At 73.5% G+C, this 7260-nt stretch carries 6 protein-coding genes; 2 read left to right on the top strand and 4 right to left on the bottom strand.

Translation table 11 applies throughout. From position 1 onward, the window contains the following. Positions 1 to 37: 37 nt before the first annotated feature. Both UWG_RS0107350 and UWG_RS0107345 read right to left on the bottom strand, forming a co-directional pair. Entirely contained in the window at positions 38 to 943 is a 906-nt protein-coding gene (locus tag UWG_RS0107350; protein WP_029391244.1) for an alpha/beta fold hydrolase, read from the bottom strand. Positions 944 to 1420: 477 nt separating this feature from the next. After that, a complete protein-coding gene (locus tag UWG_RS0107345; protein ID WP_016906556.1) occupies positions 1421 to 2119 on the bottom strand; it encodes an iron-dependent transcriptional repressor DtxR in 699 nt (232 codons plus the stop codon). A 269-nt stretch (positions 2120 to 2388) separates the two neighbouring features. Here UWG_RS0107345 and UWG_RS0107340 point away from each other — a divergent pair, with 269 nt between their 5' ends. Next, positions 2389 to 3141 carry an SIS domain-containing protein gene (locus tag UWG_RS0107340; RefSeq protein WP_016906555.1) on the top strand — a complete coding sequence of 251 codons (753 nt, stop codon included), beginning with the start codon at positions 2389 to 2391 and terminating at the stop codon, positions 3139 to 3141. A 3-nt stretch (positions 3142 to 3144) separates the two neighbouring features. Here UWG_RS0107340 and UWG_RS0107335 read toward each other — a convergent pair whose 3' ends face one another. Then, positions 3145 to 4608, bottom strand: coding sequence for a PAS domain-containing protein (locus UWG_RS0107335; RefSeq protein ID WP_016906554.1), 1464 nt, complete (start codon positions 4606 to 4608; stop codon positions 3145 to 3147). A 475-nt stretch (positions 4609 to 5083) separates the two neighbouring features. After that, positions 5084 to 5806, bottom strand: coding sequence for a pyridoxamine 5'-phosphate oxidase (gene pdxH, locus UWG_RS0107330; protein WP_420235617.1), 723 nt, complete (start codon positions 5804 to 5806; stop codon positions 5084 to 5086). Between the two features lie 366 nt (positions 5807 to 6172). Between pdxH and UWG_RS0107325 the strand changes: the two genes are divergently transcribed. After that, positions 6173 to 7260, top strand: a 1088-nt coding sequence (locus UWG_RS0107325) for a citrate synthase 2 (RefSeq protein WP_016906552.1), incomplete at its 3' end; no start/stop codon positions are given.

Raw genomic sequence — 7260 nt, 5'->3', positions numbered from 1 at the left:
GTCCGCGGCGCACGTCCGCGGACCACGCCGACGCTCCTCAGCTCCGGGCGGAAAGGGCCGCCTGAAGGAACGGCTCCACCACGCGACGCCACCCCTCCGGCTGGTCGTAGTCGATGAGGTGGCCCGCCTCCGGGACCTCGGCGTAAATCCCGCGTGGAAGGACGCGCACCATCTCCTGCGCCTCGGCCCTGCCCAACTCGCCGTCGAGGCCCCGCACCACGAGGGTCGGGCACTGCACCTGCGCCAACTCGTCCCAGTGCGCGTCGTAGACCCAGGTCTCCCGGGCGCGGAGCATCTGCTCCGCCGAGAAGACGGGGCGCCAGCCGTCCTCCGTCTCGCGCATGACTTCGGCGAAATACTCGCCCCGCGCCGGACGGGAGCGCTCCAGCGACGGGTCGTCCTCGCCGAACCAGCGGCGGACGTCGGCGAGCGTGGCGAACGGGACGGGCCAGGAGCGGAACCACTCCTCCCACTCGCGCTGCGACTGCTCGCCGCGGGCCGAGGCGCGCATGTCGGCGACGACCAGCGCCTGCACCAAGTCCGGCCGCTTGGCGGCGAGTTGCCACGCGGTGAGGGCGCCCATCGAGTGGCCGACGAGGGCCACGGGCGCGAGGTCGAGCTGCTCGATGGCGGCTTCGGCGTCCGCGACGAAGGCGTCCCTGCCGAAGGGTCCGGCGGGCGGCTTCTCGCTCTGCCCGTGGCCGCGCTGGTCGAGAGCGACGGGGCGGTAGAGCGCGGAGAGCCAACGGGCCGTATCCGCCCAGTGCGCGCCGCGCCCCATCAGTCCGTGCAGCAACAGGACCCCGGGCGGCCCGGCGCCGGGAGCCTCCGACCTCGCCCCGACACTCTGCGGCCCACCGGGCCCGCCCTTCGGTGGATCTGTGAACTCCCAGGCGGCCAGCCGGATTCCGTCCGAGCCGGCCACATCGATCCTTCGCACCATGCGTCGTGCCACCCCCACTCCTCGCACCGCTCACAGAGCTTATCGAATGTCTATTCGAACAGAACCCATCCTGCGCAACTCCCCTCGTAAGAGTGACAACGCTCATGGGTTGCCCCGCTGCGGCCAGGGGAGAGACGTACCGAGAGGGGCCGACCCTGAGAGCTCGGGGCTCCGGGTCGCCCCCCGGGGGATATGGGGAAGCGAGGGCTCCGGCCGCCCAAGGCACCGGGGCCCTCGCCACATTGCGAGCCGCACACGCAGGCCGAGCATCCGCTCCCCTTCCGTCCCTGGCGGACGGGCCACCGCCCACGCGCCGTCGCGGTCTCTTCACTGGGTGCAACTCTGGTACTGCGCGGGCGAATTGGGAAGGTCACCGCGCGACACGATCACCGCGCCCCGCCGCACACCGCGGCGATCCAGGACCCACGCACCACCACACGACCGCCCCGCGCACCACCGCGGGGACGCGGCGAGCGCTCAGCGCCTGGCGACGAAGACGTGCGCCGCCACGTCGAAGCCCAACTCGGCCTCCTCGCCGCTGCTTCCGACCTGGACGCCGCCCCCGACGCCAGGCGTGACGCTCACCACGGCGCCCGGCTGCACCCCGGCCCTGCGCAGCGTGTACATCACCTGCGCGTCCATCTGGACCGGCTCCCCGATCCTGCGCACGACGACGGTCTTGCCGTCCCCGCCCGAGGAGGAGAGGTCGCTGAGGCTCACCAGGCCGTGGTCGAGGAACGGGTCGACGCCGCGCTCCTCGCCGAGCTCCTCCAGGCCGGGGATCGGGTTCCCGTACGGGGACTCCGTGGGGTGGCGCAGCAGGTCGAGGACCCGGCGCTCGACCGCCTCGCTCATCACGTGCTCCCAGCGGCACGCCTCCGCGTGGACCTGCTCCCACTCCAGGCCGATGATGTCGACGAGCAGGCACTCGGCGAGGCGGTGCTTCCGCATGACGCGGGTCGCCAGCATGCGGCCCTCGTCGGTGAACTCCAGGTGACGGTCGCCTGCGACGGTGACGAGGCCGTCGCGCTCCATGCGGGCCACGGTCTGGCTCACCGTGGGACCGCTCTGGTCGAGGCGCTCCGCGATCCTGGCACGCATCGGGACCACGCCTTCCTCCTCCAGCTCCAGGATGGTGCGGAGGTACATCTCGGTGGTGTCGATGAGTCCGGACATGCGTAGCCCCTAGTCAGATCGTGCGGTGGCCCTGGCATCAATTCTGACGCATCCCGCTGACAATCGGCCCCTCCGAGAGGACGCGGTATTGACAGGCGGGGTTGACCGCCCCAACGTGATCGCCGCAGCGGCGCGGGCGAGCGCGAGGAACCGAGCGGCCGGCGAGGGCGGTGGCCCGCCAGGTACGCCGTCGGACGCACGGCCCGCGCCCGGCCCCCGCGGCAACGCGGCCACCGGCCGCGCCCACCCGCCGACCGAGAGGCCACGCCATGAGCGAGCAGTCGCTTGCCGAAGAGTTCTTCGACGCCGCCACCACCCTCCTCGCCGAGGTGCGCACCACGCAGGCGGAGGCGATCTCCGCAGCCGGCCGGCTCCTCGCCGACACCCTCGCCTCCTCGGGCCGCGCCTTCGCCTACGGCGCGGGGCACTCGGCGCTCCCGGCGCAGGACGTCGTCTACCGGGCCGGCGGCCTCGCCGTGCTCAACCTGCTCCCCGTGCCGGGCGCCGTCGGCGTCGACGTTCGACCCGCGCACCTCGGCAGTGCCCTGGAGCGCGTCGCGGGGCTCGCCGGCACGGTGCTGGAGGCGTCGCCGGCCCGCGCCGGGGACCTGTTGGTGATCGTCTCCCTCTCCGGCCGGAACGTCCTCCCCGTCGAGATGGCGTCCCGCGCCCGGGAGCTCGGCCTCACCGTGGTCGGCGTCACCTCGCTCGCGTACGCGGAGGAGACGCAGCCGTCCAACGCCACCGGCACCTTCCTCAAGGACCACTGCGACGTCGTCCTCGACAACCGCATCCCCGTCGGAGACACCACCCTGCGGCACGAGGGCGTCGACGTGCCGTTCGCGCCGGCGTCGACCGTCGTCGCCAGCGCGCTGATGCAGGCGGTCGTCGCGACGGCGGTCGGGCTCCTCGCCGAGCGCGGCATCGAACCGCCGCTGCTGCGCTCCGGCAACGTCGACGGCGGACTCGCCGCCAACGAGCGGGTCTTCGCCGAGAACGCGCAGCGGATCTTCTACCGCTGAGCCCTACCCCGCCGACCGACCCGACGCGACGGCGGAGGCGACGCGGAAGGCGACGTCCTCCGCGTACTCGGCGTCGACGCGGTCGAAGGGGGTGCGACCGGCGCCGCGCAGGAAGCTCGCCACCCCGAGGGAGCGGCCGCCCGCGCGCAGGACCACGCAGAGCCCGTGCATCGTGCCCTCGGGCCAGCGGCGCTCGGCCGCCCACTCGGCCCGGGGTTCGGGGCCCGGCAGGCTCGCGCGGACGGCACCGGTCCGGCGCAGCGCCTGGAGCGCCGGATGCGCGGCGCCGTAGCCGACGGGGAGACCGCCCTCGGCGCCCGTGGCGGCGTGCGCGTCCTCGCCCGCCGGCAGCGGCGGCGTGAGGACCGCGCGCAGGAGCGCGGGGGACGGTTCGCCCTCGGGGCGGTCCACGAGCGGCGATCCGGGGGCGAGGAGGTCGAGGACGGCGTGGTCGGCGAAGCCGGCGAGCGCGAACTCCAGGTGCGTGGTGGCCGCTTCCATCGGGTCGACGCACTCGGCGGCGACACGGGCCGCGCGGTGCGTCTGCTTCTCGCGGAAGCGGAACCTGGCGCTCTCCTGTGCCTGCTGCTTCTCCTCCGTGACGTCGCGGAAGAACCAGGCGGCGCCGAGCGGGGACGGCTCCTCGGCCAACGGCGAGGAGAGCAGCAGGAATCCGCTCTGCCAGCATCGCTGCCGCGACCGCAGCGGCTCGCTCTCCTCCCGCTGCCGGGCGTCGCGCGGATCGCGGAGGGTCACCCGGATTTCGCCGGGCGCGGGCGGCGGTCCCTCGGCGAGCACCAGCCGGAGTGCGCCCTCCAACTCCTCGACGCCCTGCTCCAGGACGTCACCGAGAGGGCGGCCCAGCAGGGAGGCGGGCGAGGCGAGACCGAAGTCGGCCACGGCGCGGGCGTTGAGCGCGGTGGGACGCAGGTCGGCGTCGACGAGGACGACGCCCCAGGGCGCCTCCTCCAACAGGGACTCGCTCAGGGCGAGGGAGCGTTCGAGGTCGATCTGGGTGTGCACCTCGCTGAAGGCGCAGTAGACGCCCGTCGGGGTGCCGTCCTCGCCGCGGACGCCGCAGCTCTGGATGCGCACGAGGACTCGGCCCCCGTCCTTGCGCAACAGCGCGTACTCGTGGACCCGGCGCCCCGGCGAGCCCATCGCCGCCAGCAGGCGCTGCTCCACCTCGGGCGCGTCGGCCGTGCGGACCGCCCAGCCGGCGAGCCCCTTCCGGCCCACGGCTTCCTGCCGCGTCCAGCCGAGGATGCGCTCGGCCTCGCGGTTCCAGTGTGTGACCACGCCCTCGGCGTCGAACGCGCAGAGCGCGGCGTCCATGCCGTCGAGCAGAGCGGCGAGGAGCAGGCCGTCCTCACCGGGCTCGGCGCCCTGCCATGTGTCGGCCTCGCCGCCCTCGCTCTCGCCCTCGCCCGGAGACGGGGCGTTGTGTGCTCTGGATCGAGCCGCCATCCGGCACCCCCAGCGATCTGGTTGGTCCGGGCCGCCCGGTCGGGGCAGGCCGCGGTCGCCGTCCGCCGCCGCCGGATGCGACGGTCGCGGACACGGATCATTCAACTCCAACGTGACGCACCCCACAGTCGATTCCGGGAAATCGTTGCGCCTCCGAAATCACTTGCGCCCGCATCAGGAGCCTGGCTAGCGTGCAGGTACACGAGAAAGGAGGTGATCCGGCTGATGATCAGTACCCGGACGCGTGAGGTGGCTGCGGCCTAGGGCCGGCGCCACACTTCGCAGAACCCGGTCTCGGCTCTCCGCACGGGGAGTTCACTGATCGGAATGTGAGGGACGCCGGATACTCCGGCCAATCTCCAGCAGTCCACCCGGCCCGCGGGCTCGTCGGACTCGTCCGACCGACGCCGAACCGCCGCAAGGCGGTGGGGAGTCGCCCGCGGGCCGTCTGCTGTTCGCTACCGCGCAGCACGGCTCACGGGCAGAGGCGCTGCACGCCCCACCCCTCCCCGCTCTCCGCGCGCACGTACCGCAGGCGGTCGTGGAGGCGGTTCTCGCGGCCCTGCCAGAACTCGACCGACTCCGGACGCACCCGGAAGCCGCCCCACTGCGGCGGCGCCGGCACGTCCTCGCCCTCCGGATAGCGTTCGGCCAACTCCGCGTACATGCGGTCGAGTTCGGCGCGCGAGGCGAGGGCGGAGGACTGCTCGCTCGCCCAGGCGCCCAACTGCGAGCCGTGCGGCCTGGTGCGGAAGTAGGCGGCCGTCTCGTCCCTGCCCGTGCGCTCTGCCGTCCCCTCGACGCTGACCTGGCGTGCGATGCCGTGCCAGGGGAAGAGCAACGCGATGTGCGGGTTGGCGGCGAGTTCCCTGCCCTTGCGGGAGCCGTAGTTGGTGTAGAAGACGAAGCCCCGCTCGTCGACGTGTTTCAGGAGGACCGTGCGGGAACTCGGACGGCCCTCGGCGTCGGCGGTGGAGACGACCATCGCGTTGGGCTCGTGCAGCCCGCTCTCGGACGCGTCCGCGAACCACCGCTCGAACTGCGCGAACGGATCGGGCGCGAGGTCCTCCTCGCTCAGACCCTGCGCCCGGTAGTGGGCGCGCATCCCGGCAGGGTCGAGGACGCTGTGCGAGGTCGGGTCCGGCGGGGTGGTGGCATGGAGGTCCTCAGCTTGTGACACCCGCACATCTTGCCGCATCCGTCTCCGGACGCGCCGGACGGGCCGTACGCCGGGCCTCTTTCGACGGGACGTCAAACCGGCGTGGAGGCGGGGGCGTTGGGAGGGGTCACGGACGTGTGCCGAGCATCACCCTTCCCGGCCGGTGCCGGAGCCGACAGAATCAGCCACCGGGAGGCTCGCGGCGCCGGGCCTCCGCTCCGCTTTCCCCAGGCCCCGACGGGGCAGGAGCACCACGACGGCGAGGACCGCGAGCGACGGCCGCGGAACCGGACCGTCCGACTCACCCGCACCTGACACCTCACCGTCGCGACCGCGTCGGACAGCCGGACCGGGCGCCGTGGAACCCCGCGGCGTCCGCCGTCCAGACCACAAGGGAGCCGCCCGATGTCCGAGTTCGTGCCCGGACTTGAAGGAGTCGTCGCGTTCGAGACGGAGATCGCCGAACCCGACAAGGAAGGCGGGGCGCTCCGCTACCGGGGCGTCGACATCGAGGACCTGGTGGGGCACGTCCCGTTCGGGAGCGTCTGGGGACTCCTCGTCGACGGCGGGTTCGCGCCGGGGCTGCCGCCTGCCGAACCCTTCCCCATTCCGGTGCACTCGGGGGACGTCCGGGTCGACGTGCAGTCCGCGCTCGCGATGCTGGCGCCGGTGTGGGGGCTGCGGCCGCTCCTGGACATCGGCGCGGAGCAGGCGCGCGAGGACCTGTCGCGGGCCGCGGTGATGGCGCTCTCATTCGTCGCGCAGTCGGCGCGCGGGCAGGGCGTGCCGATGGTGCCGCAGCGCGAGATCGACAAGGCGGAGACCGTCGTCGAGCGGTTCATGCGGCGCTGGCGGGGCGAGCCGGACCCGAAGCACGTCGCCGCCGTCGACGCGTACTGGACCTCCGCCGCCGAACACGGCATGAACGCCTCGACGTTCACCGCCCGGGTGATCGCGAGCACCGGCGCCGACGTCGCGGCCGCGCTCTCGGGCGCCGTCGGCGCGATGTCGGGGCCGCTGCACGGTGGGGCGCCCTCGCGGGTGCTCGGCATGATCGAGGAGATCGAGCGCACCGGCGACGCACGGGCCTACGTCAAGCGGCAGTTGGATCTGGGCGAGCGGCTGATGGGGTTCGGGCACCGGGTCTACCGCGCCGAGGACCCGCGGGCGCGCGTGCTGCGCAGGACGGCGCGCGAGCTCGGTGCGCCGCGCTTCGAGGTCGCGGAGGCGCTGGAGCAGGCAGCCCTCGCCGAGCTGCGCGAGCGGCGGCCCGACCGGGTGCTGGAGACCAACGTCGAGTTCTGGGCGGCGATCGTCCTCGACTTCGCCGAGGTGCCCGCCGACTTGTTCACCTCGATGTTCACGTGCGCGCGTACGGCCGGCTGGTCGGCGCACATCCTGGAGCAGAAGCGGACGGGGCGGCTGGTCCGGCCCTCGGCGCGGTACGTCGGACCCGGAGCGAGGGGGCCGGAAACGGTCGGCGGGGCCGGGGC

This window comes from Streptomyces xiaopingdaonensis, assembly GCF_000262345.1.
Classification (GTDB): Bacteria; Actinomycetota; Actinomycetes; order Streptomycetales; family Streptomycetaceae; genus Streptomyces; species Streptomyces xiaopingdaonensis.
This window is presented reverse-complemented; position numbering and strand designations above follow the sequence as displayed.